The sequence below is a fragment of the Actinoallomurus sp. CA-142502 genome (assembly GCF_050936355.1).
Lineage (GTDB): Bacteria > Actinomycetota > Actinomycetes > Streptosporangiales > Streptosporangiaceae > Actinoallomurus > Actinoallomurus iriomotensis.
In genome coordinates this window covers 3135590-3159282 of the sequence record NZ_JBNJMY010000001.1, presented here as the reverse complement: position 1 = coordinate 3159282, position 23693 = coordinate 3135590, and the positions used below count along the sequence as shown (strand labels likewise).

21 protein-coding genes and 1 pseudogene are annotated in these 23693 nt (G+C 70.2%); 8 read left to right on the top strand and 14 right to left on the bottom strand.

The genetic code is table 11. The features are described 5' to 3' along the window. Position 1: 1 nt before the first annotated feature. Positions 2-1429 (top strand): CehA/McbA family metallohydrolase, encoded by a 1428-nt coding sequence (locus tag ACQEV1_RS15355; RefSeq protein WP_433394508.1) that lies wholly within the window; start codon positions 2-4, stop codon positions 1427-1429. Between the two features lie 8 nt (positions 1430-1437). Here the strand turns inward: ACQEV1_RS15355 and ACQEV1_RS15350 are convergent, their stop codons facing one another. Next, entirely contained in the window at positions 1438-1527 is a 90-nt protein-coding gene (locus ACQEV1_RS15350; protein WP_433394507.1) for a DUF397 domain-containing protein, read from the bottom strand. Further along, positions 1524-2336: a helix-turn-helix domain-containing protein gene (locus ACQEV1_RS15345; RefSeq protein WP_433394506.1), complete on the bottom strand. Its 813-nt coding sequence runs from the start codon at positions 2334-2336 to the stop codon at positions 1524-1526. Before ACQEV1_RS15345 ends, ACQEV1_RS15350 begins: the two co-directional genes overlap by 4 nt. Before the next feature lie 117 nt (positions 2337-2453). On the opposite strand from ACQEV1_RS15345, the gene ACQEV1_RS15340 reads away from it, so the two are divergent. Further along, complete coding sequence (locus ACQEV1_RS15340; protein ID WP_285617920.1) at positions 2454-2858, top strand: ATP-binding protein; 405 nt, start codon at positions 2454-2456, stop codon at positions 2856-2858. After that, positions 2837-3208, top strand: coding sequence for a helix-turn-helix domain-containing protein (locus ACQEV1_RS15335; protein ID WP_285617921.1), 372 nt, complete (start codon positions 2837-2839; stop codon positions 3206-3208). Before ACQEV1_RS15340 ends, ACQEV1_RS15335 begins: the two co-directional genes overlap by 22 nt. A gap of 18 nt (positions 3209-3226) precedes the next feature. On the opposite strand, the gene ACQEV1_RS15330 is transcribed toward ACQEV1_RS15335, so the two are convergent. Together ACQEV1_RS15330 and ACQEV1_RS15325 are read right to left on the bottom strand one after the other, a co-directional pair. After that, complete coding sequence (locus tag ACQEV1_RS15330) at positions 3227-3619, bottom strand: VOC family protein (RefSeq protein ID WP_433394505.1); 393 nt, start codon at positions 3617-3619, stop codon at positions 3227-3229. A gap of 52 nt (positions 3620-3671) precedes the next feature. After that, positions 3672-4490, bottom strand: a complete 819-nt coding sequence (locus ACQEV1_RS15325; protein WP_433394503.1) for a hypothetical protein — start codon at positions 4488-4490, stop codon at positions 3672-3674. On the opposite strand from ACQEV1_RS15325, the gene ACQEV1_RS15320 reads away from it, so the two are divergent. Beyond that, positions 4489-4986 (top strand): hypothetical protein, encoded by a 498-nt coding sequence (locus tag ACQEV1_RS15320; protein ID WP_433394501.1) that lies wholly within the window; start codon positions 4489-4491, stop codon positions 4984-4986. The two genes, ACQEV1_RS15325 and ACQEV1_RS15320, sit on opposite strands and share 2 nt — an antisense overlap. A 69-nt stretch (positions 4987-5055) precedes the next feature. Here the strand turns inward: ACQEV1_RS15320 and ilvC are convergent, their stop codons facing one another. The 7 genes from ilvC to ACQEV1_RS15285 form a co-directional block, all read right to left on the bottom strand. Further along, positions 5056-6042 (bottom strand): ketol-acid reductoisomerase, encoded by a 987-nt coding sequence (gene ilvC / locus ACQEV1_RS15315; RefSeq protein WP_285571326.1) that lies wholly within the window; start codon positions 6040-6042, stop codon positions 5056-5058. 36 nt (positions 6043-6078) lie between these two features. After that, complete coding sequence (gene ilvN / locus ACQEV1_RS15310; RefSeq protein WP_285569495.1) at positions 6079-6603, bottom strand: acetolactate synthase small subunit; 525 nt, start codon at positions 6601-6603, stop codon at positions 6079-6081. An 18-nt stretch (positions 6604-6621) separates the two neighbouring features. Then, positions 6622-8439 carry an acetolactate synthase large subunit gene (locus tag ACQEV1_RS15305; RefSeq protein ID WP_285617925.1) on the bottom strand — a complete coding sequence of 606 codons (1818 nt, stop codon included), beginning with the start codon at positions 8437-8439 and terminating at the stop codon, positions 6622-6624. 227 nt (positions 8440-8666) lie between these two features. Continuing rightward, positions 8667-10565, bottom strand: coding sequence for an N-acetylmuramoyl-L-alanine amidase (locus ACQEV1_RS15300; protein ID WP_433394498.1), 1899 nt, complete (start codon positions 10563-10565; stop codon positions 8667-8669). Positions 10566-10679: 114 nt separating this feature from the next. Then, on the bottom strand, positions 10680-12575 hold the full coding sequence (locus tag ACQEV1_RS15295; protein WP_433394496.1) for an N-acetylmuramoyl-L-alanine amidase: 1896 nt from the start codon (positions 12573-12575) through the stop codon (positions 10680-10682). 123 nt (positions 12576-12698) lie between these two features. Then, positions 12699-15416, bottom strand: coding sequence for a putative bifunctional diguanylate cyclase/phosphodiesterase (locus tag ACQEV1_RS15290; RefSeq protein WP_285617928.1), 2718 nt, complete (start codon positions 15414-15416; stop codon positions 12699-12701). 435 nt (positions 15417-15851) lie between these two features. After that, entirely contained in the window at positions 15852-16763 is a 912-nt protein-coding gene (locus ACQEV1_RS15285) for a 2-hydroxyacid dehydrogenase (protein ID WP_433394494.1), read from the bottom strand. Between the two features lie 184 nt (positions 16764-16947). Between ACQEV1_RS15285 and ACQEV1_RS15280 the strand changes: the two genes are divergently transcribed. Further along, on the top strand, positions 16948-18030 hold the full coding sequence (locus ACQEV1_RS15280) for a PQQ-dependent sugar dehydrogenase (RefSeq protein WP_433394492.1): 1083 nt from the start codon (positions 16948-16950) through the stop codon (positions 18028-18030). A gap of 10 nt (positions 18031-18040) precedes the next feature. Here the strand turns inward: ACQEV1_RS15280 and ACQEV1_RS15275 are convergent, their stop codons facing one another. After that, entirely contained in the window at positions 18041-18658 is a 618-nt protein-coding gene (locus ACQEV1_RS15275; RefSeq protein WP_433394490.1) for a TetR/AcrR family transcriptional regulator C-terminal domain-containing protein, read from the bottom strand. A 113-nt stretch (positions 18659-18771) separates the two neighbouring features. On the opposite strand from ACQEV1_RS15275, the gene ACQEV1_RS15270 reads away from it, so the two are divergent. From ACQEV1_RS15270 to ACQEV1_RS15260, 3 genes are all read left to right on the top strand, one after another. Then, positions 18772-20265, top strand: coding sequence for an FAD-dependent monooxygenase (locus tag ACQEV1_RS15270; RefSeq protein ID WP_433394488.1), 1494 nt, complete (start codon positions 18772-18774; stop codon positions 20263-20265). A 38-nt stretch (positions 20266-20303) separates the two neighbouring features. Beyond that, positions 20304-20855 carry a suppressor of fused domain protein gene (locus tag ACQEV1_RS15265; protein WP_285617931.1) on the top strand — a complete coding sequence of 184 codons (552 nt, stop codon included), beginning with the start codon at positions 20304-20306 and terminating at the stop codon, positions 20853-20855. 70 nt (positions 20856-20925) lie between these two features. Next, positions 20926-21930, top strand: a complete 1005-nt coding sequence (locus ACQEV1_RS15260) for a YihY/virulence factor BrkB family protein (protein WP_433394486.1) — start codon at positions 20926-20928, stop codon at positions 21928-21930. Positions 21931-22036: 106 nt separating this feature from the next. On the opposite strand, the gene ACQEV1_RS15255 is transcribed toward ACQEV1_RS15260, so the two are convergent. Both ACQEV1_RS15255 and ACQEV1_RS15250 read right to left on the bottom strand, forming a co-directional pair. Further along, on the bottom strand, positions 22037-22432 hold the full coding sequence (locus ACQEV1_RS15255; protein WP_433394484.1) for a hypothetical protein: 396 nt from the start codon (positions 22430-22432) through the stop codon (positions 22037-22039). Positions 22433-22533: 101 nt separating this feature from the next. Continuing rightward, positions 22534-23370: pseudogene (locus ACQEV1_RS15250) on the bottom strand (IS1634 family transposase); the annotation flags it as partial. Between the last annotated feature and the right edge of the window lie 323 nt (positions 23371-23693).

Genomic DNA, 23693 nt, shown 5'->3' with positions numbered 1-23693 from the left:
CATGTCCGCCGCACTGGACCGGAGAAGGTTCCTGCTGGTCACCGGGGTTACGGGCGCGGCCGTGACGCTTGACCCGCTGCGCTTCGCCGCCGCCGAGGCCGGCGCGGAGCAGACCCTAACGATCTCCGGCCGCTTCGAACCGGGAGCGCCCGACTGGGTGTACGTCCCGGTACGGGTGCCGCCCGGCGTCCGCTCGATCGCGGTCTCCTCCACCTATGACCGGCCCGCCGTGCCCGCCGGCGTGCCCGGCAACGCCCTGGACCTCGGGGCGTTCGACGAGACGGGCTTTCGCGGCTGGTCCGGCGGGGCGCGCGACTCGTTCACGATCAGCCGTTCCTCCGCCACCCCCGGCTACCTGCCCGGTCCCGTACGGCCTGGCGAATGGCGCGTAACCCTCGGGCCGTACACGGTCGCGCCCCAGGGCATGAACTGGACGGTGACGGTGACGCTGCGGTTCGGCGAACCCGGGCCGGCGTTCGTGCCCTCCCACGCACCGACGCGCGCGAACGGCCGGGGCCGCGCCTGGTACCGGGGCGACATGCACCTGCACTCGGTGCACTCCGACGGCGCGTGGCTGCCCGAGCAGATCGTGGCCGGCGCCCGTACGGCCGGACTGGACTTCATCGTCTCCACCGAGCACAACACCTCCAGCGCGGCCGGCATCTGGGGTCATCACGCACGCGAGGACCTGCTCATCATCGACGGCGAGGAGATCACCACCCGCAACGGCCACTACACCGCGCTCGGGCTCCCGCCGGGCACGTGGATCGACTGGCGGTACCGCGCGGTCGACGGCGTGATCCCGCGTTTCCTCAAGGAGATCCACCGGCACGGCGCGCTGGCGGTGGCCGCCCACCCGTTCTGCCCGTTCGTCGGCTGCCAGTGGAAGTTCGGCTACGGCCAGGTGGACGCGATCGAGGTGTGGAACGGTCCGTGGACGCTCGACGACGAGGCGGCCCTGCAGATGTGGAACGGCCTGCTGGTCGAGGGACGCCGCTGGATCCCGGCGGTCGGCGACAGCGACTCCCACAAGGAGGGCCAGGTCATCGGCCTGCCACAGAACGTCGTGCTCGCCGACGACCTGGAGCGTGACGCGATCCTGTCGGCGGTGAAGGCGGGGCGGCTGTACGTCGCGGAGTCCTCGGCGGTCGCCCTGTCGTTCACGGCCGCCGTGGGGTCGCGTACGGCGGGGATCGGCGAGCGCCTGAACGCCGCGCCGGGCGATCAGGTCGAGGTGTCGGTACGGACGGAGGGCGTGCCGGCGGGCATGATCCGCCTGTTCACCGACGAAGGCCAGGTGTTCGAAGGCCCGGCCGGCACGGCGACGTGGCGGACGACACCACGCGTGTCACCGTACGTCCGCGCGGAGGTCCGCCACCCGGACGGCTCCATGGCCGCCCTCACCAACCCCATCTTCCTGGGCCACTGAGCCGAAGACTAAGCGGACTTCTCCTCGATGCGGACCTCGACGCACGCGTTCCCCGAACCGCCGCTACGGCTGCTCTTCCTCCACGGGGAATCACTCATTTGAACTCCTCCATCGCCTGCTTGATCATCTCGCGCGACGCACTCCGGGAAAGGGCATCGGCCCCGAGCTGCTCAAACTTTTCCTTGTACCAATCGATCTCGGCAGCGGCGAGAATGAGTCTCCCTCCAGGCATGGCCGAGGAGTATGCCGCTCGACTGGTCGGGGACTCCAGTGTACAGAACGAGCCATCGAGGCCACAATGCGCGCCAACCTTTGTAGGGATAACGCGCACAGAGATGTGCGGGAGGCGACTGACCGCCAGTAGGTGTTCTAGCTGCTCTTTCATCACCTCCGGTCCACCTACCGGCTGGCGGATGATGGGCTCATTCAATAGAAGCCAGACATTGGGCGGCGGGTCCACCAGGAGTGCGGTTTGGCGCGCCTTCCGAATGTCTAATGCCTGCTCCACGTCATCGACGATTCTTGAGGCTTCCAGGAGTGCGCGCGCGTATCTCTCGGTCTGGAGAAGACCTGTGACGGTCAGCGCCTCGTAGATGCGGATGCTGGACGCCACCCGCTCGTACCCGATGAAGGCCTTGAACCAGTCGGGGTCGTGGCCCAGCTCGGCGTAGCGCAGGAGGCGGAGGAAGTGGCCGCCGGTGTCGAAGATCCGGTCCAGGATCTTCGCCTGCTTGTCGTCGATCTTGAGCGTGGCGGACTCGATGCGGGAGATCGTCGAGCGGTCGCAGCCGAGCAGCTCCCCCAGCCGCGTACCGGACATTTTCGCGCGAGTGCGATAAAAGCGCACATCGTGCGCGAGCCAGGTCCACATCGAGATCATCGGGTCCGGTGACGGTTTCGCATGCATTGACAGGCCCTCCGTGTTTCCGAGTGTTGCGGATGTTTCCGAGAAACATCGACACGTCGACGGGGACGGGTCAATCCTTCTCCTGAATCCCGATTATCACCGACCAGGAGAGCATTCGTGGACCTTTCGAATATCCTCCGCCATCCGGCACAGAATCGCGACCTGCGCATTCGCATGCCGCCGCACGCGATCGCCGCCGAACAGGCCCGTACGCTCACCGAAAGGGTCCTGGACGACTGGGATCTCACGCCGCTGAGGGACAATGCGCTACTCGTGGTGTCCGAATTAGTGACTAATGCCATAAAGCAGCGCGATATATTCCTGTTCGCGCTTCAACGCCGCGGCGACACCGTCCTGGTCGAGGTCACGGACATGGGCCCCGGTCTTCCCACGGTGAGGAACGCCGGCGAGACGGACACCACGGGACGCGGCCTGTTCCTCGTCGACGCCGTCTGCGAAGAATGGGGAGTGCGCGGCGAGGAGAACGGCGGGAAAACGGTATGGGCGGCGGTCGCGAAGTGAACGACCGCGATCTCCCCGACGACCACTTGCTGAAACCGTACGAGGCCGCGCGAGCGCTCGGCATCGCCACGGGAACGCTCGCGCAAATGGCCAGAGCGGGCCGCCTGACGTCGCTGACGACCCCGGGCGGGCACCGCCGCTACCGATGGGCCGACATTCGCGCACTCCGCGACGCCAAGACCGATCCGGAACTCGAATGGTTGGAAGAAGAGGCCGCCCGCCTCTACCGGGAGGGCTGGACCATCCGCGAAGTAGCGGAGAAATTCGACCGCGGCTACGGCGCCATGCGCCGCATCCTCCTGCGGCGTGCGCCCCTGAGACCTCCCGGTGCGCGTACGGAGAGAGGGTGATGAGCACACCGGATCCGGTCAGGCCGGGCCGAGCAGGTCCCAGCGGTTACCGGAGATGTCGAGGAACACGGCGACCCGGCCGTACGGCTCGGTGCGAGGCGAGGTCACGAACTCGACCCCCGCGGCGACCATCCGTTCGTACTCGGCCTCGAAGTCGTCCACCTGGAGGAAGAACCCGACCCGGCCGGCGACCTGGTTCCCGACGGCCAGGGACTGCCGTTCTCCGTCCGCGCGGGCGAGCAGGACGCCCGTCTCGGCCCCTGGCGGCCGGACGACGACCCACCGTTTCGGACGGCCGTCGTTCGTCAGCGACGGCGAGTCTTCGACCAGCTCGAACCCGAGCACGTCGACGAAGAACTCGATGGCGGGGTCATAGTCGTCCACGACCAGCGTGACAAGATCAACTCGCACGCTTCCCGAGCATACGGACGAACCCATGAGAGCGCACAGCACGCTTCATGATTCAGTAGTCGTTGTAGACGCTGGAGCCGTAGAAGGCGAGCCGCTCGCTCCCGTGGCCGAGGCGGACCTGGGCCGGATGGCCGACCGGCAGCAGGTCACCGGCGAGAGACGGCAGGGTGAACTCCGACCATTCGACAGGTCGTTCCGCGCTCCTGCCGAGATGGCGTTCGAGTCGTATCAGCCTGGTCGGTTCTCCTGAACGGTAGACGGTGATCGCCGGTTCAGTGTCCGCGAAGAACACCGCCGGGTCGTCGTCGCCGTCGAGTCCGCACCGTAGTTGCCGGTCGAACGCCCACCGGAACTCACGCGGATCGGTGGCGACCAGGAGGCTGACCCAACCGGCCGAGCCAGAGTGGGCCGACCACGTGGCACAGTAGAAGCCGTATCCGGACACCGGCGTGGTGCCGGCCGGATCGAGGAGGTCCTGGATCGCGGCGAGCCCGGCCTTCGCCGTCGCGTTGTCGGGATCCCGGCCCAGGATCCGGGAGTACAACGCCGTCGCTTCGTCCTGTAGCGCGGTATCGGAATCGCCGTCGTGCACCCGGAGACCGGTCTCGAACCGTTGCGTGAGGAGACCGGCGAGCAGGGCGGCGGAGTCGATGTCGTCCGGCCGCGACGCGAGCGCGGCGCGCAGCCACGGTTCGGCGGGCCATTCCGGCGCTAACCAGCTCCACGCGGTCAGTGATCCGTCCTGCGGCAACAGGCACAACAGCCGCCCGAGTTCGCCGGCCGCCCGCGGATCCCCGGCGGCCGCGTCGGCGTGCAGGCGCTCAAACGCGGCATCGAGCGGCAGCTCCGTTTCATCATGATCGCTTGACATGGGCGTGACCGTATCAACGGGAATCACGACCAGTGTCCGTCTCGACAAAGCGGAGGCGGAGAATGAGCGGATGCGCCAAGTACCGATGGAGACGCTTCTCAGCGGTCTCTTGGAGCGGCTGGACGACGAGGATCTCGCCGAGGTATGCGACACGCTCTCCTGGAAATTCCAGGACAACGGCACCGAGATGCTCGATACCGTCCGGAGCTGGCTGGACGGCGACGATATCCGCCGCATCGAGGCCGCGCTGACGATCAACGACGGCTTTCTCTTCCGTACCCGTGAAGAGAGCGAGACCGCCTTCACGAAGCTCGTCGCGCGGCTTCCGCAGTTCCGGAAGAGGACCGAGGCGATCCTTCAGGCGTGGGACGCCGGGTGCAGACCGAAAGCGGTACGCGACGTCGTCGAGGGCACCTGGCCGATCTCAACCGCCGCACAGATCTACGGCGTGTCCGAAGACCGGCTCCGCCGCTGGATCGAGGAATCCCCGGAGTAGAGCCGGGGACCGCCCCCGGGGCCCGTCGAGGGATCGCCTGACGGGCCCGGGGCGGCTCTCAGAAAGAGATCAGTCGTCCTGGAGCCAGGACATCATCGGGCGGAGCTTGGCGCCGGTCTGCTCGATCGGCGAGTTCTGCTCTTCCTCGCGGCGCTTGAGGAAGTTCTTGCGGCCGCCGTCGAACTCCTCGACGAGCTCCTTCGCGAAGGTGCCGTCCTTGATCTCGCCGAGGATCTTGCGCATCTCCTCGCGGGTGGCGTCGGTGACGATGCGCGGGCCGCGGGTGTAGTCGCCGAACTCGGCGGTGTCCGAGATCGACCAGCGCATCTTGGACAGGCCGCCCTCGTACATCAGGTCGACGATCAGCTTCATCTCGTGCAGGCACTCGAAGTAGGCCGCCTCCGGCTGGTAGCCGGCCTCGACGAGCGTCTGGAACCCGGCCTTGATCAGCTCGGACACGCCGCCGCAGAGCACGGCCTGCTCGCCGAACAGGTCGGTCTCGGTCTCCTCGGTGAAGGTCGTCTTGAGCGCGCCCGGACGGGTGCCGCCGATGGCCTTGGCGTACGAGAGCGTGAGCGGCCAGGCGTTGCCGGTGGCGTCGCGCTCGACGGCGACGAGTACCGGCACGCCGCGGCCCTCGGTGTACTGGCGACGGACCAGGTGGCCCGGGCCCTTGGGGGCGACCATGCAGATGTCGACGCCCTCGGGCGGCTCGATGAGGCCGTAGCGGATGTTGAGGCCGTGGCCGAAGAACAGCGCGTCGCCCTCGACCAGCGACGGCGCGATCGCCGAGGTGTACAGCTCGCGCTGCAGGTGGTCGGGGATGAGCACCATCGTGACGTTGGCCTCTTCACACGCCTCTTCCGGCGTGACCACGCGCAGGCCGTCGTTCTCGGCCTTCTCGCGGCTCTTGGAGTCCTTCGGCAGGCCGACGCGGACGTCGACGCCGGAGTCGCGCAGCGAGAGCGCGTGCGCGTGTCCCTGGCTGCCGTATCCGAGCACCGCGACATGGCGGTCCTGGATGACGCTCAGGTCGGCGTCCTTGTCGTAGTAGATCTCAGCCACTTGCCTTTACCTCTCTGAAAAAACGGCTCACGCGCTGCGCTCGATGGCGCGCAGCGAGCGGTCGGTGATGGAACGGGCACCTCGGCCGATGGCGACCATGCCCGACTGCACGAGTTCCTTGATGCCGAAGGGTTCGAGCACCCGGATCAGGGCTTCGAGCTTGTCCTTGCTACCAGTCGCCTCGACCGTCACCGCGTCCGGGGCCACGTCGACGACCCGGGCGCGGAAGAGTTCGACGGTCTCCAGCACCTGGGAACGGGTCTCGTGGTCGGCACGGACCTTGATCAGAACGAGCTCGCGCTGAACCGACGCCGCCGGGTCGAGCTCGACGATCTTGATGACGTTGATCAGCTTGTTGAGCTGCTTGGTCACCTGCTCGAGCGGGCGTTCCTCGACGTTGACCACGATCGTCATCCGGGAGATCTCCGGGTGCTCGGTCGTGCCGACGGCCAGTGAGTCGATGTTGAAGCCGCGGCGGGAGAAGAGCGCCGCCACACGCGCCAGGATGCCCGGCGTGTTCTCGACCAGCACCGAAAGCGTATGCCTGCTCATCTCGTGTTCTCTCCCAGCTCAGTCATCGCTCCCCCACTCCGGCGCCAGGTCTCGCGCGATCTTGATGTCGTCGTTGCTCGTGCCGGCGGCGACCATCGGCCAGACCATCGCGTCCTGGTGGACGATGAAGTCGATCACGACGGGCACGTCGTTGATCTCCATGGCCTTGTTGATCGTGGCATCCACGTCGGCCGCGTTGTCGCACCGCAGTCCCACGCAGCCGTACGCCTCCGCCAGTTTGACGAAGTCCGGGATCCGCCGGGACTGCAGGTCGGAGTTGGAGTACCGCTCGTTGTAGAACAGCGTCTGCCACTGCCGGATCATGCCGAGGTTACCGTTGTTGATCACGGCGACCTTGATCGGGATGCCCTCGATGGCGCAGGTGGCGAGCTCCTGGTTGGTCATCTGGAAGCAGCCGTCGCCGTCGATCGCCCAGACCGTGGTGTCCGGCCGCCCCTGCTTGACGCCCATCGCGGCCGGCACCGCGAAGCCCATCGTCCCCAGCCCGCCGGAGTTGATGAACGCGCCGGGCCGCTCGTAGCCGATGAACTGGGCGGTCCACATCTGGTGCTGGCCCACCCCCGCGACGTACAGCGCGTCCGGACCGGCGATCTGCCCGATGCGCTGGATGACCTGCTGCGGTGCCAGCGACCCGTCGGCCGGCGTCTCGTAGCCCAGCGGGTACGTCTCGCGCCACGCGCTGAGCTGGCGCCACCAGTCCGCGTGGTCACCCTTGCGGCCGGCGGCGTGCTCGTTCCGCACCGCGGTGATCAGGTCGGTGAGCACGTCGCGGCAGTCGCCGACGATGGGCACGTCGGCGTGGCGGTTCTTGGAGATCTCGGCCGGGTCGATGTCGGCGTGCACGACCTTCGCGTCGGGGGCGAAGGTGTCGAGCCGGCCGGTCACGCGGTCGTCGAAGCGGGCGCCCAGCGCGACGAGCAGGTCGGACTGCTGGAGGGCGCCGACCGCGCCGACGTTACCGTGCATGCCCGGCATGCCCATGTGCAGCGGATGGCTGTCGGGCAGGGCGCCCTTGGCCATCAGGGTCGTGACGACCGGGGCGCCGGTCAGCTCGGCGAGCGCACGCAGCTCGTCGGCGGCCCTGGCCTTGATCACGCCGCCGCCGACGTACAGGACCGGCCGCTTCGCCGAGGCCAGGAGCCGGGCGGCCTCGCGGATCTGCTTGGCGTGCGGCCGGACCGCCGGACGGTAGCCGGGGAGCTGCATCGGCTGCGGCCAGACGAAGTCGACCTCGCGCTGCAACGCGTCCTTGGCGATGTCGACCAGCACCGGGCCCGGCCGGCCGGTGGAGGCGATGTGGAACGCCTCGGCGATGGTACGGCCGATGTCCGCGGGGTCGGTGACGAGGAAGCTGTGCTTCGTGATCGGCATCGTGATGCCGCCGATGTCGGCTTCCTGGAAGGCGTCCGTGCCGATCGCACCGCTCACCACCTGCCCGGTGATCGCGACGATCGGCACCGAGTCCATGTACGCGTCCGCGAGCGGGGTGACGAGGTTGGTCGCGCCCGGACCGCTCGTCGCCATGCAGACACCGACCTTGCCGGTGGCCTGGGCGTATCCCTCCGCGGCGTGGCCTGCGCCCTGCTCGTGACGGACAAGGATGTGGCGTACCTGCTGGGAGTCGAAAAGGGGGTCGTACGCCGGGAGGATGGTGCCTCCCGGGATTCCGAACACAGTGTCGACACCGACCTGCTCCAGGGCTCTGACGAGCGCCTGGGCTCCGGTCATCCGTTCGGTCATCGCAAGTCCTTGTGCTCCTGAGGGCTCGGGCTCGGTGATCGTGCACTCACGGCCTGTCACGAGCCCAGGGGTCATGGCCAACAAAAAACCCCTCGCGCCGGGTGGCGGTCGAGGGGAGCGCGCAAGCGGTCGAACCTGGTCAGCCTGCGCGCCGACCAAGTACGAGAATCAGATTGCGTTTCACGTTCCCAACCATGGCGAATTTGCCGCCTCACGTCAAATCTGTGGACTACAAATCTCAGCATACGAGACCGCCCGCCGTGATCGGGCGATCACGGCGGGCGGTGCGGCCCTCAGGCGCCTCAGAAGACGCGCTTGAGCACCACGTCACCGGTCTTGACGAAGTAGACGCGGTGGCCGAACTGGATCTCGTAGTACTTCAGCTTGCCGCGCACGATGGCGTGCGTGGACACGTCGAAGGTCGTGGAGTAGTCGTACTCCCCGCGCACCGTGTCGGCCACGGCGTAGCTCTGGCCGGCGGCGAAGGTGTACTGCATCGGCACCAGGCTCTGCGCCGGGATGTTCGCCGGGTACGCCTCCGGCTCCGGGTAGGCGCGCCCGTAGACCGGCACCGACGCGGCGCCCGGCTTGGGCGTGACGACGAAGCCGTGGGCGCCGACGGCGGTGGGCTGCTTCTTCGGGTCGTGGAACCACGCCTTCTGGCCGAGGTACCAGATCGCCGTCCAGTCGCCCTGGCGGTCCGCCACGGCGTAGGTCTGGCCGGTCGCGGCGCGCGCGCTGTGGTCGTACACGCTCATCGTCGCGTCGCCGTTCGGCGGGTGCTTGCCGATGTCCTTGACGAGCGGCGCGTCGTCGCTGGGCGCGGTACGCAGCATGATCGATCCGCCGCCGTGCGGCGGGCACGGGGCGCTCGGAGCGTTCGCGTCGCAGCCGGTGTACGGCACGACGTTCTTGTCATAGTCCGGCAGGATCGTGACCATGCCCGAGCGCGGCCCGGCGGTGGCGTGGAGCGGGTGGCCCAGCAGGGTGAAGTAGTGCGCCCAGTCCCAGTACGGCCCCGGGTCCTCGTGCATGCCCTGCACGTTGGCGGGCGTGATGCCGGGGACGTTGTCGTGGCCGAGGATGTGCGCCCGGTCGACCGGGATGTCGTACTTCCTGGTCAGGTACCGGACCAGCGCCGCGGAGCTGCGGTACATCGCCTCGGTGTACCAGCTGCCGCCCTGCGCGAGGAAGCCCTCGTGCTCGATGCCGATCGAGCGGGCGTTGACGTCCCAGTTGCCCGCGTGCCAGCCGACGTCCTTGGTCTTGACGTGCTGGGCGATGTGCCCGTCGTCGGACCGTACGGTGTAGTGCCACGCGAGGTACGTCGGGTCCTGGGCGAGCTTCAGCGTGGTCGCCCAGTCCGCCTCGGTGTCGTGGATGACGATGTAGCGGATCCGCTGGCTCTTGGGCCGGTCGCCCAGGTCGTGGTTGCCGTAGCTCGTGGGGTCGCTCGGGTCGAGCTGCTGGTACGGCGCGGGCACCCATTCACAGTCGAGGCCGGGCGGGCACTCGGTCCGCGGGTCGTCGGCGCCCGCCCCGGCCGGCTTGATCCCGGGCGTGGCGGCGAGCGTGACCCGCTGGCCGTCGTCGGTCGTACGGGACTCGCCGGTGCGCAGGACGTCGTAGACCTGGCCCGCGAACCAGGCCGTGCCGCCGTAGCGGGCCGTCGCCTGGTACCAGGCGGCGGGGTCGGCGGCGAGCGGCCTGCCGAGGTCGCGCTGGTAGCGGGCGAGCAGGGCGGCGCCGCCCCTGATGTTGGCGGTGGGGTCGGTGCGCAGGGTGGTCGCGGCGGTCCCGGTGAGCCCGGCGGCCCGCTGGAGCGTCTGCCCGTCCGGGCTCGCGGCGGGAGCGGCCGTCGCCTTCGGGTGCAGCGCCGGGCGCGCCGTGTCGCCGCGGGGGTCCTCACCCCCGCCGGACAGGTGCTCTCCGGCGGAGGTCAGGGTGCCGTCGGTCAGGTGCATGGGGCCGTAGCCCGCGCCGACGCTCGGCCGGCCCTGGTTGGCGTCCCACCGCGACTCCAGGTAGGACACGGCGAGCAGCAGTTTCTCGGGAACGTGGTAGGCCTTCGCCGCGTCGGCGAAGGCCTGTTGCCGGGTGGTGGGGACCGGACTGGATTGCTGGGCGGCGTGGGCCTGGCCGGTACCTAGACCGGCCAGGGCCACGATCGCCGCGACGAGAGCATGACGTCGCACGGGCATCGGCAGCCTCCGCTGACGGTGAGGGTCGCGGTAAGAGTGCCGAAGCCCGGAGGCCTCGTCAATGACTTTCGATCATTCGAGACACCACAGCAATTTTCCACTTCCGGACACGCGTCACGAGACGCGTCTGAGCACCACGTCAGTGGCCTTCACGTAGTACACGCGGTGGCCGAACTGGATCTCGTAGTACTTCAACCTGCCCTTCACGACGGCGTGGGTGGACAGGTCGAAGGTCTTCGAGTAGGCGTACTCGCCGCGCGCCACGTCGGCCACCGGGTAGCTCTGGCCCGCGGCGAAGGTGTACTGCATCGGCGTGAGGTCCTGCACCGGGATGTTCGCCGGGTACGCCGACGCCTCCGGATAGGCCCGCCCGTAGATCGGCACCGACTTCGCTCCCGGCTTGGGCGTCGCGACCAGGCCGCGGGCGCCGACGGCGGCGGGTGCGCTCGCGGGGTCGTGGAACCACGCCTTCCGCCCGAGGTACCAGATCGCGGTCCAGTCGCCCTGCCGGCCGGCCACCGCGTAGGTCTGGCCCGTCGAGGCGCGCGCGCTGAAGTCGTACACGCTCATCGTCGCGTCGCCGTTCGGCGGGTGCGCGCCGACGTCCTTCACGAGCGGCGCGTCCGCGGACGGCGCGGTGCGGAGCAGGACGTCGCCGCCGCCGTGCTCCGGGCACGCGGCGCTCGGGTTCTTCGCGTCGCAGCCCGTGTACGGGACGGTGTTCGTGGCGTAGTCCGGCCGGATGGTGACCAGGCCCGCGTTCGCGCCGCCGGTCGCGTGCGGCGGCCGGCCCAGCAGGTCGAAGTAGTGCGCCCAGTCCCAGTACGGGCCGGGGTCCTGGTGCATGCCGGCGACGTCGGACGGCACGCCGCCCGGGACGTTGTCGTGGCCCAGGATGTGCGCGCGGTCCACCGGGATGCCGTACTCACGGGTCAGGTAGCGCACCAGCTCCGCCGAGCCGCGGTACATCGCCTCGGTGTACCAGGCGCCGCCCTGCGCGAGGAAGCCCTCGTGCTCCACGCCGATCGACTTGGCGTTGATGTACCAGTTGCCGGCGTGCCAGCCGATGTCCTTGTTCTTGACGTGCTGGGCGACATGGCCGTCGGAGGAGCGGACCGTGTAGTTCCACGCGAGGTACGTCGGGTCCTGCGCCAGCTTGACCGATGAGGCGTAGTCGCCCTCGGTGTCGTGGATGACGATGTAGCGGATCCGCTGGCTCAGCGGGCGCCGCGCCTCGTCGTGGTTGCCGTACTTCGTCTGGTCCTTCGGATCGAGCTGCTGGTACGGGGCGGGGATCCACTCACAGCCGAGGTCGGGCGGGCACTCGGTCTGCGCGGCGTTGGCGGCCGTCCGGACGGCCTTCAGGCCGGGTGTCGCGGCGAGCGTGACCCGCTGGCCGTCGTCGGTCGTACGGGACTCGCCGGTGCGAAGGACGTTCACGACCTGGTCGGCGAACCAGCTCGTGCCGCCGTAGCGGGCGGTCGCCTGGTACCAGGCGGACGGGTTCGAGCTGAGCGGCCTGCGCAGCCGGCGCTGGTAGTGCGCGAGCAGCGCGGCCCCGGCACGGATGTTGGCGGTGGCGTCGGTGCGCAGGTCGTCGGCGCTCGCGCCGGTCAGCTTGGCGGCCTGCTGCAACGTCTGCGCCACGTGGCCGGGGCGCACGCCGCTCGCCCGGGGCCGGCGTCTCGGCCGGGACGTGTCGCCGCGCGGGTCCTCGGTGCCGCCGGAGAAGTGCTCCCGGGCGGGGACGAGCGTGCCGTCGGTCAGGTGCATCGGGCCGTACCCCGCGCTGACGCTCGGCCGGCCCTGGTTGGCGTCCCACCGCGACTCCAGGTACGAGACGGCGAGCAGGAGCCTGAGGGGGACGTGTTCGACCCTGGCCGCGTCGGCGAAGGCCTGCTGCCGGGTCACGGGGACGAGTTTCGGCTGGTAGGCAGCGTAGGCCTGCCCGGTCGCCAGACCGGCGAGCCCTACGGCTGCCGCGACGAGGAGGTGTCGTCGCGCGCGCATATGGAGTTCCTTCGCCATTGTGGGGGAAAGTCATGATCTTGGTAAGGATCACGGTAAGGATGGCGAAGATCACGGTGCGTCGTCAACGACATTGGAGCTGTTCGCAGGCGAACGGTCCCCCGGTCAGCTGGCGGAGATCACCGAACCGTGGAGGGGGATGGACGCCTCGCCGCGAGGATTGAGCTGCACGAGCGCCTCGATGCCGCTCGGCGCCATCGGCCGGGACACGAGATAGCCCTGGCCCCGGGGGCAGCCCATCTCGCGGAGCAGTTCGAGCTGCTCGGGCCGCTCGACGCCCTCGGCCACGACCGTAAGCCCGAGATCGCGGCCGACCCGGGCGATGGTGCGGGTCAGCAGCGTGAGCGTCTCGTCGCGGCCGAGCCCGGACACGAACGACGGGTCGATCTTGATGACGTCGACCGGGAGCTGCCGCAGGAAGGCGAGCGAGGCGTAGCCGGTGCCGAAGTCGTCGATGGCCAGGCGCACGCCGAGGTCGCGCAGGGCCGACAACCGCTCGATGAGCTCGTCGGAGCCGTCGACCAGCACCTCCTCCTTGACCTCCAGCGTCAGCGCGCCGGGCGGCAGCCCGCTGTCGGCGAGCGCGGCCGCGACCGAGTCGACGAAGTGCGCCGCCGCGATCTCACGCGGCCGGAGATTGATCGACAGGCCGATCTCCCAGCCGTTCTCCCGCCACCGGGCCACCTGGGCGCACGCCTCGCGCAGCACCCAGTTGCCGAGCGGCACCATGAGCCCGGACTCCTCGGCGGTGCCGATGAACTCCTCGGGCGGCACGGACACGCCGTCCCGCCACCAGCGGACCAGCGCCTCGACCCCGGTGACCCGCGAGGTGGCCAGCTCGACCACGGGCTGGAACTCCACCGCGAACTGCTGCTCGGTGAGCGCGCGCTGCAGGTCGCTGCCGAGTTCGAGCCGGCGCATGACGTCGGCGTGCATCTTGGCGGCGAAGACCTCGACCCGGCCGCCGCCGAGATCCTTCGCCCGCGACAGCGCGATGTCGGCGTTGCGGATCAGCTCGGCGCCCTCGATGCAGTCCTCGGTGAAGGCGATGCCGACGCTGGCCGTGAGCACGATGGCGCGGTCGGCGACGCGGTACGGCTCGCCGGCCAGGGCTCGCAGGAGACGCTCGCCGAGGTCGACGACGGTCTGCACCTCGGCCGCGCTCTCCATGAGCACGGCGAACTCGTCGCCGCCCCAGCGCGCGACCGTGTCGTCGGCCAGCACGCCCGCGCGGAGCCGCCGCGCCGCCTGGGCGAGCAGCTGGTCGCCGCCGGCGTGGCCGATGGAGTCGTTGACGGCGGTGAACCCGTCGAGGTCGACGAAGACGACCGCGACCGGGCCCTGGCTGCGTCCGACCTTCTCCCGGGCGCGTTCTTCGAGGTAGGCGCGGTTGGGCAGGCCGGTCAGCCCGTCGTGGAAGGTCAGGTGGGCGACCTGGCGCTCCAGCGCCACCTGCTCGCTGAAGTCGCGGGTGGTGACCAGCAGCTGGTCGGTGCCGTCACCGGCCCGGCCGTACCGGGAGATGGTCGACTCGGTGGGCAGCCAGGTGCCGTCGGTGGCGCGGATGCGGCAGGCGATGCGCGCGACGTCGAGGTCGCAGTCGGTGTCGAGGAAGGCCGTCACCGCGTCCACGACGCGCGGCAGGTCCTCGGGGTGGACGACGTCGTACACGGGGCGGCCGAGGAGGTCCTCGGCGGTGTAGTGGTACGAGCGGCGGGGTCCGGCGCTGACGTACTGCACGACGCCGTCGAGGCCGCAGATGAGCACGACGTCGTTGATGCTCTCGGCGAGCGCGCGGAAGTGCTCCTCGCCGCTCGCGGCGGCGCGGGCGAGGCGGTCGTTCTCGCGGACGAGCTCGGCGAGGCGGGCGAGCAGGACGAGCACCGCCGAGCCCGCGACGATCGGCACGATCGGCCGCAGCCCGCGGGCGCCCGTGAGCGTGTGGCCGGCCACGAAGATCGCTGCCGCGGCGGCGGTGGCGGCGGGCGCGAGGCCCGGCCCGACCAGCGGCCGGCGCGTGTCCTCGGCCGGTCCCTCCCCGCGCCCGAGCCAGGGCACGGCGGCCAGGAGCAGCAGTCCGGCCGCGCGGACCACGTCGGCCGGGATGCCGTGGGTGGCGTCGTCGTTGAGCCGGAGCACGGCGTAGACCACGTCGGCCGCGGACAGCACGAGCAGTGCGCAGTAGGCGAGCGCGGCGGGCCGGTGGTTCGCCCGTACGGCCACGAGGGCCATCGGGAACAGCGCGCAGACCAGCGCGGCGTCCAGCACCGGGTAGCGCAGCTCGATGAGGAACTGGCCCCAGCCCTCGCCGGAGGCGTGGTAGAGCCGATCGAAGATCGCGACCCAGCCGACCACGAACAGGGCGCAGGCGCAGACGTAGGTGTCGGCCAGGTAGCGCAGCCAGGGGCGCGCGCTGCGCGGCAGGCGTATCGGCGCGAGGAAGCCCGCGGTGATCGCGATCGGCGCGACCAGCAGGAACAGGTCGGCCGGTGAGACCGTCACGACGGCGCGGCTGATCACGAGCCGGGAGACGGCGTTCACCGTGGCGCCGGCGCACCAGGCCAGCGCGGCCACGCCGAACCACCGCCACATGTCCCGGTCGATCTTTCCGGCGGCCGTCTGGGGCGCGCGCACGGCGGCGTACATGAGCGACGACGCGGCGGCGGCCGCGGCCCACGCGGCGAGCCATGCTCCGGACAGCCCTCCGCCCCAGCCCAGCCCGAGCGCGAGGGCATAGATCAAGGCGAGCGCCACGAGCGCTCCGAACGGCCGCACCGGTGCCGGTACGTGCCAGCGCCGCCGCTCCGCTCCCTCCCCGGTCATCTAACTTGCTCCCCGCGACTTGATCATTAGCCGTCCCGCTCTGGAAACGCCTCGCAGGGCGCACATGACTCCCGAGTTCTCCACCGAACCCGGGCGGTTCTCCGGTGGTCTGTCAAGTGCTTTGTCATCCTTGCGAGGCGGTGTCCCGCCTGAGCGGGGCACCGGGTTTTGAGTTGCGAACCCCGCGAATCAAGGCCGGGGTCTTCCGGCATGGTCCGCGCGGTGGTCGGGCTGGTCAGCTTCGCGGCTCAATCTACGGGCCGTATGTCACGGAGCGATTGAGGCCGGGCGTCCAGCAGGCGACGGATGGCCACCGTGAGTAATCACAACCCTGACCTTTTAGGCGTTTTGCCGGAAATGACGGCCGGAGAGGAAACGTAGCGGCCTGTAATCGGTCTCCGGCGGGCAAAGGCCCGCCGGGCAGTGTTTACCCGATCAGTAGTCGCCCCTGATGACGTTGATCGGGGGCTCCCCCGTGACAAGCCGTGTGACCTGGTCAGTAACAAGCGCGACGATCCGGCGGCGCGACGCCGGGGTGGAACCGCCGACGTGCGGGGTGATGAACACCCCGGGCGCCGTCCAGAGCGGATGACCGGCCGGCAGCGGCTCGGGGTCGGTCACGTCGAGTACCGCGCGGAGCCGGCCGCCGGTCACCTCGTCCAGCAGCGCCCCGGTGTCCACGACGGTGCCGCGCGCCGCGTTGACCAGCAACGCTCCGTCTTTCATGCGAGCCAGAAACGCCTTGTCGACCAGTCCCGTGGTCTCGGCGGTCGAGGGCACGATGAGGACGACGACGTCGGCCTCGGGCAGGATTTCGGGCAGCACGCTCACGGGGTGTACGCCGTCGCGGGCGGATCGGGCGACGCGGATGATCCGCGTCTCGAACGGGGTGAGACGGCGCTCGATCGCCTCCCCTACCGAGCCGTACCCGACGATCATCACGGTGCGGTCTGTCAAGGCGTCTGTCATGTGCCAGTCCCAGCGTCCCTCGCGCTGGGCGTCGCGGAAGCCGGGGAACTCCCGCTGGGCCGCGATGATGCCGCCGACCACCCACTCGGCCGTGCTCGCGTCGTGCACGCCGCGGGCGTTGCACAGGATGACGCCCTCGGGCACCACCGGCAGGAACGTGTCGACACCCGCCACCTGCAACAGGATGACCTGGAGGCTCGACATCTCGGCCACGATCTCGCGGCTGCGCGGAGTCGCGACGAACGGCGGCACGTAGACGTCGACCTCGGCCGGGTCGCCGGGCGGCTCGTCGCTCCGGCCGTCGTAGATCCGCGCGTGCACGCCCTCGACACCCTCGACGGCGTCGGCGAGTTCGCGGTCCGGCACCCAGATTCTCACTGACCCTCCCGATCCCTGTGGAAGAGGATCGTACGACCGTCGGTCTCGGGCCGTGACGCCGAGGTGTGACGATGCGGCATGGAGGGGTACGGATCGCCCTGTCCCACCACCCCGGCCGACGACCACGGAGAGTCAACTCGGGCCGGAGAACTTCGTTCCGGATTGAGACGGGAATTTGACCAAAGTGAGGCTTAACACGCTCGTCATCGTGTGCGCCCTGGCGCTCGCCGGATGTTCGTCCGGCGGGTCACCCGGTAGGTCATCGGCGCCCCCCGCTTCGGCGTCGGCCTCCGGGGTTCGGCTCGGGACGCCGCGCGCCCTGGTGACGGGGCTGTCGGTGCCGTGGGCGATCGCGTTCCTGCCCGGCGGTGACGCCCTGGTGACCGAGCGGGACACCGCACGCCTCCTGCGCGTCACCCCTGCGGGAAAGGTCACCACCGTCGGGACCGTCCCGGGCGTGTCACCGGCCGGCGAGGGAGGCCTGCTCGGCGTCGCCGTCTCCCCGTCGTACGCGAAGGACCACTGGGTGTTCGTCTACTACAGCGCCTCCGCCGACAACCGGATCGCCCGGTTCCAGTATCACGACAAGGGCATCGGCGGCCTGCGGACGATCGTGACGGGCATTCCGCGCGGCCGGATCCACAACGGCGGCCGTCTCGCGTTCGGCCCCGACCACTACCTCTACGCCTCGACCGGCGAGACCGGACGCGGCGGGCTGGCGCAGGACCGGTCCTCCCTCGGCGGCAAGATCCTCCGGATGACGCTCGACGGCGGGCCCGCGCCCGGCAACCCGTACGGCACGCTCGTCTTCTCCTACGGGCACCGGAACGTGCAGGGCCTCGCGTGGGACTCGCAGGGGCGGATGTTCGCCACGGAGTTCGGCCAGGACCGGTTCGACGAGATCAACCGCATCCTGCCCGGCCACGACTACGGCTGGCCGGTGGTCGAGGGATTCGGCGGCGACCGCCGGCGGTACACGCCGCCGCTGCTGACGTGGCGGACCTCGGAGGCGTCGCCGTCGGGACTGGCCTACGACCACGGGTCGCTGTGGGCCGGCGCGCTGGCCGGGCGGCGGCTGTGGCAGGTACCGGTCACCGCGAACGGGACGACCGGCACTCCGGTGCCGCACTTCGAGGGCCGGTACGGCCGCCTGCGGGCGGTCGTCACCGCGCCCGACGGCTCGCTGTGGGTCAGCACGAGCAACCGCGACGGGCGGGGCTCCCCGGCTCAGGGGGATGACCGGATCCTGGTGATCCCGGTCTCCTGACGCGGGCGGGCTATCCGCCCGCGAGGAGAGCCCGCAGGCCGGCGATCATGACGCGGACGCCGAAGCGGAAGGACACGTCCTGGTCGTCCGGTGCCGAACGCGCGGCCATCGCCCGTGCCAGGATCGACGGCTCCGCGTCCCTTCGCCGCTGGATCGCGGCGGGGTCGGGCAGCGTCTGTTCCTCGACGGTCCGGCCCACGACGAACCAGATGAACGTCGCGGCGGCACGGGAGGCGTCGGCCAGGTCGAAGCCCGCGTCGTGGAGCACCTCGATCGTTCGTTCCACGAACCGCGACAGGGCACCGGCCCGGGTCAGGTCGGCGCCGAGGGCGAGCCGGGCGCCGTCGGGGTGTTCGAGGAGCCGGGAGCGCAGGAGCTCGGCGACACGGGCAAGCCAGGCGGGCCAGCCGGCCGGGTCCTCGGGGCCGTCGAGCGCGGGAAGGGCCGGGGCGAGGACGACGTCGGCCATGTGGTCGAGCAGCGCGCGCTTGTTCGCGAAGTGCCAGTAGAGCGCGGGGGCCTTGACGTCCAGCTCGGCGGCGAGGCGCCGTAGCGACAGACGTTCGAGGCCCTCCTCGTCGAGCATGCGCAGAGCCGTACGGACCACCAGGTCCCGATCGATGGCCAAACCGACCGTCCTCCTCACCTGTCGCCGGGCCCCGCCGGGCCCGGCTTGACACCTTAACGCGTTAAGGGGATTCTCGGGCCACCACTCGCCTTAACGCGTTAAGGAGATTCCTCATGGACGCTGACGTCATCGTGGTCGGAGCCGGCCCGGTCGGGCTGATGCTCACGGCCGAGCTCGGCCTGCACGGTGTGCGCGTGCTGGTGCTCGACTCGCTCCCCGCGCCGTCACCGCACTCGCGCGCGTTCGGGCTGAACGCCCGCAGCACCGAGACGATGGAGCTGCGCGGCCTGCTGCCGCGCCTCGAAGCGGAGGTCGCACGGGTGCCGATGTTCGGAGGCGTCTCCCCCACCTTCCGCGCCGGAGTCCCGCGTGCCCACTTCGCCGGCATTCGCACGATCCGCCTCGACACGCTGGAGGCCGGCCGTCCCGGCATGTTCTCGATCGCGCAGACGGGTGTCGAGGCCGTGCTCGGCGCGCGGGCCGCCGAGCTGGGCGCCGTGGTCCGCCGTGGCGTCACGGTCACCGGCCTGGACCAGGACGGCGAGGGCGTGACCGTGTCCGCTGCCGGTGAATCGCTGCGGGCCGCGTACGTGGTCGGATGCGACGGGGGCCGCAGCACGGTCCGCAAGCTCGCCGGCTTCGCGTTCCCCGGCAGCCCGCCGACCATCACGGGCCGGCTGGCCGAGGTCGCCGTGCCGGACCTGCACGCGGATCCGGGGATGGGCTGGCACCGGTGCCCCGGCGGGATGCTCCAGGTGCTGCCCGGAAGGGTGCTGGCCGTGGAGTTCGACGGCCCACCGGCCGACCGCGACGAGCCGGTCACCGTCGCCGAGATGTCGTCCTGTCTCAGCCGGATCGTGGGGCGTCCGATCACGATCCCCGGCGAGCCCGGGTGGATGACCCGCTTCACCGACAACACACGCCTGGCCGACGACTACCGCCGCGGCCGGGTGCTGCTGGCCGGCGACGCCGCGCACGTCCACTCGCCCTTCGGCGGCCAGGGGCTCAACCTCGGCCTCCAGGACGCCGCCAACCTCGGCTGGAAACTCGCCGCGACGGTCTGCGGCCGGGCGCCATACGGACTGCTCGACACCTATGCGGCCGAACGCCGGCCGGTGGCCGGCCGGGTCCTGCACAACACCCGGGCCCAGGTGCGCCTCATGAACCCCGACCCCGTCGCGACGCCGCTCTATGAGCTGTTCGCCTCCCTGATGGAACTGGAGCAGGTCAACCGGTACCTGGCGGAGATGCTCTCGGCGGTCGACGTCCGGTACGACCTGGGCGGCGATGACGGCATGGCCGGGCGGTTCGTGCCCGACCTGACCTTGGACACGGGCGCCGGGGTCCGGGACCTGTTCGCCTGCGGCCGGGCCGTGCTGCTCGATCTGACGGACGACGCCGCCGTACGCAGGACGGCCGCCGGCTGGGCGGACCGCCTCGACGTCGTCACCGCGCGGCCGGAGGGCGCCGTCACCGGGCCTCTCCTGGTGCGGCCGGACGGCTACGTCGCCTGGGCCGGCACCGGGGAACTGCGCCACGCCCTGGAACGCTGGCTGGGCGACGCCGACCGCCTCGCCCGGCCGGTGGCTCACAGCGCGAGGCGGTGACCGATTCCTCCCGACCTCGGTGTCCTAGGCTGTCGCAGATGGACGACCGTGAGGTGATCGAGCACGCCGAACGCCATCTGGGCCCCTTCCTCCGCACGCACCCCCTGGAGAACGACTCCGGCCGTGACCTGGGTCTCGGTGTGTTCTTCTTCGCGTCGCCGTCGATGGTGAGCGTGGTCACCGTCGGGCTGCGCTCCCGGATGCTGCAGTCGCCGCTTCCGCTGGAGCTGGCCTGCTCCGTACGCCCGGGGCAGGAAGAGCACGCCGAGCGGCTCGTGGAGCGGTTCGCCCGGCTCTCGGTCCTCGGCGACGTCGAACTGGAGTACGACGACGGGTTGATCGTCGAGGAGCCGCTGGTGCCGGACACGGAGATCCGCGGACTGCTGGCGGCGCCGCACCCGTACGCGGACGAGATGTTCAACCTGGTCCGCGACGCGGACGGGACGCTGAGCCTGCAGTTCGTCACGCTGGTGCCGATCACCGGGCCGGAGGGGGCGTACCTGCGGGACCACGAGACCGGTGAGCTGTTCGAGCTGTGGGAGTCGGCCGGCACCGACCTGCTGGACCTGCGGCGCCCGTCCGCCGCCTGACCCTCCCTGGTGACCGCCCGGTCACCGAACGGTATGGCGCCGTGTCTCTTCTGCCCCTATCGTCAATCCAATGTCAGAAGATCAGCGGCATGTGCGGATAACGCTGTTCTTGCGGCGGGTCCTCAGCGCCGACGCCATGCGCCGGGCGGTCGCCGGTCCCGGCGAGGGCTTCACCGCCCGCGACTGGATCGTCGTCCTGCAGCGCGTACGCAAGGAGGCCAAGGAGGACAACGTCGGGCTGATCGCGGCCGGCGTCGCCTTCTGGGCGATCCTGTCGATCGTGCCGCTGCTCATCGGAGTGATGGCCGTCGCCTCGCTGGTCGCCGGACCGGCGTGGGTCCGCGAACAGCTCGGCCCGCTCGCCGCGGTCCTGCCGCGCCCCGTCGCGCGGTCCCTGACCGACCAGCTGACCGAGGCGGTCAGCGCGATGAGCGGCCAGGGCCGGACGCTGGGCCTGATCATCGGCCTCCTCGGCGTGCTGTGGACCTGCTCCCGCGGCTTCGGCGCGCTCATCAACGGCCTGCACGTCGTGATCGACGCGGAGGACACGCGCAACGTGATCCGCAAACGCGCGACCGCGGTCGGCATGACGGCCGGGGCACTGGTGACGGTGATGGGCGCGCTGTGGCTGGTGGCCTCGGTGCCGAGGATCGGCCTGCACGACGCGGACGTCGTCGTGGGCTTCGCCCTCCGCTGCGCGCTGCTGGCCGTCCTGGCGGTGATCGGCCTGATCCTCCTGTACCGCTACGGCACGGACCGCAACAACGCCGACTGGCACGCGGTCCGCTGGGGCGCGGGCATCGCGATGACGGCCTGGGCCGTGATGTCGGTGGCGCTGGCCGTCTACACCGCCGACACGGGCGGGAGAAGCTCGACGTACGGGACTCTGGCCGGCGCGGCGGCGATCGCGACGTGGCTGTACATGTCGTGCTACATCATCTTGCTGGGCGCCGAGATCAACGTCGAGATCGAACGCCTCCTGACCCACCGCGCCGCCTTCCGCGACGAACCGTCCGAGCCCGGCCCCTCAGCCCCCGACCCCGCCCCTCACCCGGTGACGGAACCCGCAGGGTGACGCCTCATGGATGACCACAGCGCCGGCCGCCCTCGGTTCGTCGCGCAAGCCGCCCACAGCCGTTGGAAGCCTCCGGTCGTGACCGCGTCGGCCAACGGCCGTTTGCCTACAGCTCATACCACTGTCCGAGGCCTGTGACCTCGCCTGTGCGCACGAACTGCTGGACAGCTTCCCAGGCGTGGTCAAGGCGGTGAACGAACTCGGCGGTGAACTCGGCGGGCTCGTCCATCACGGGGACCTGCGTCGATTCCGCGTCTGCTGCGCTCTCGCCGAGTAGTAGGCAGGTGGTCTCGGCGCTCGTGAAGAGGTGGACGACGGCCACCCCGTCCTGAAAGCCCATCGTGAGCACGGGAAAGTCGTCATCGCGCCGGACCTCGAGGTATCCGCGGCCCTGAGCGCGGAGCCACTCGAACCTTTCCACGAGTTCAGCCATGTCCGTTTCAACTTCGGGAGCGGCGAATCGACCGGACGACGGCGATGTTGCACTCCACCAGACGTTCAACGTGCTCCTCCTGGGTTCGGCCCCGCGACGCACGTCTCGCCGGCGCGAGCGGCTCGGCTCTTGCTGGTCTGGAGGGCGGTGTTGAGGTCGTCGGGTAGGGGATCGGCGGCGGATTGGTAGTAGATCACCTGGTCGCGGCGCTTGTCCGAGGGGTGCGCCGGCCACGGTTGGGTGAACACGTACCTGTCCGGGATCGCCTCGCCCGGGTGCTCCCGGTGCCACTTACCGATCTGGTAGGGCACCTCGGGCGTCTTCGCGCCGGGGATGAACGACAACCCTTCGGCCTCGATCGCCTTCTTGTTCGCGTCGGTGAGCAGACCGACGGTGATCTGCGGTTCCAGGCGGCGTTCCCTGGAGAACCCGGGCTCGCGGAACCCGTCACCCTCGTGCGTCTCGAAGTACAGCGTGGTCACGTCGTAGCGCACGAGCGTGGCCGAGCCGAGGCTGGCCTGCTTCGCACACGCGGCCGCCAGCGATTCTCGCCACCCCTCGGCGGCGTAGAGGGCCAGGCGGCGCTTGAGCGTGCGATACGACGTCGGGGCGATCCCGGCCTCGGCCAGCACGCGCAGCGGGTCAAGCTTCGACGTGGGCTCGATGATCCGCGCAAGCACGAGCTGCCGGAACACCTCGTCCCCGCCTGCAGCCTTGGCGAAGCCGAGCACGTCGTAGGCGCCGGACAGCGCGTCCCACAGGTGCCCCATCCGCGACCCAGTGATCGGCAACGGACCACCGGCCTCCGGCGGCGGCTGCAACCCCAGATCCAGCTCATCCTGACCGGCCGTCAGCATCTGCCGGGCCACCGTCTTCAAAAGCTCGAACCGTACGTCGTCGTGCGCGGACCCGACGTGCTCAGTGTCCCGCGAGCCCTTCCGGTCGGAGTACACGATCTGCACCGCACGCGCCCCCGAGGCGGTCTTCACGGTGCGGAGGTGGGCCACCCGGCAACCTTAGAGCACTCGATTAGTGCACAAAACCAGCTACCCACGGCGACGAACCTACAGGTCAGCGCACTGCTACCCCGCTCAGGCCGCAACGGTGTCCCAAGTCGGGTGACGGCGGCCCGGAGGAGCAGGCCGAAGGCCGCGGGCAGGGTGATATGGCCGCGACGGCCCGACTGGTCGTGGCGCCGATGAGAAGGACCAGGCGGTAGGCGCGGATCGCGTGGCGTTCCCCGCCCGAGAGTCCGGCCGTCGGATCCCGGCACTCGCGACAGCGGCGTCCACACCGCGCCAGCCGGGTCGGCCACCTCACCGGCGACGGC